Origin of the sequence: Spiroplasma sp. ald (assembly GCF_044714355.1) — a bacterium.
In the GTDB taxonomy this organism is placed as follows: Bacteria; Bacillota_I; Bacilli_A; order Mycoplasmatales; family Mycoplasmataceae; genus Spiroplasma; species Spiroplasma phoeniceum.
Map to the genome: position 1 here is coordinate 1 of NZ_RXFY01000195.1, position 673 is coordinate 673.

The following is a 673-nucleotide window of genomic DNA, read 5'->3' on the forward strand; positions in this document are numbered from 1 at the left end:
AATAACAGCGAACCAAATACACCATTTATTTTTCCTAAAACAGGAAAAATTACAGACTGAAATTTAAAAAATCAAAATAATATTAATAAAAATGATGAAATTAAAATAACAGTTAAAAACAAAGATATTTCAGAAAACCCTATTTATCAATTAGAAGCAAATTACTTTAATTGATTATCCATACCAAATGAATTAGAAACAAATAATATTCCTTCCCTTATTCCATCTGAAATTAAATTATCTGATGGCGAATATGGCAAGTATTTAACTAATTTAATTGTTTATAATAACAAAATAGAAGAATATTTAAATTATTTTTCGCAATGATATATATTACTTTATTCAAAAGCAGTTTGAACAAGTATAACTGAAGATTTAGTTGAAGATAGTATTAAAATAACTTATGACAAAAAACTATTTAATTTAAATCAAATTGAAATATCAGGTATATGAGGCTATGGAAATTATGATATTAAAATTTTTACAGAAAAAGAACAAATTAATATTAATAATTTACAATTATTTAATAGAAATAATGAAAAATTATCATTAATTACATTAGAAATATAAAAACTCATTTAATTAATTAAATGAGTTTTTATATTTATTCATCTTCAACTTTTATTTCACCAGTTTTAGAATCAACAGTTAAATTAGGAATATTTTTATTTAA

1 protein-coding gene is annotated in these 673 nt (G+C 19.3%); it reads left to right on the plus strand.

All coding sequences use genetic code 4. The features are described from left to right. Nucleotides 1-570 (plus strand): hypothetical protein (locus tag EHU54_RS06090; RefSeq protein WP_400249509.1); only part of this gene is annotated, 570 nt, incomplete at its 5' end. Nucleotides 571-673 lie beyond the last annotated feature (103 nt).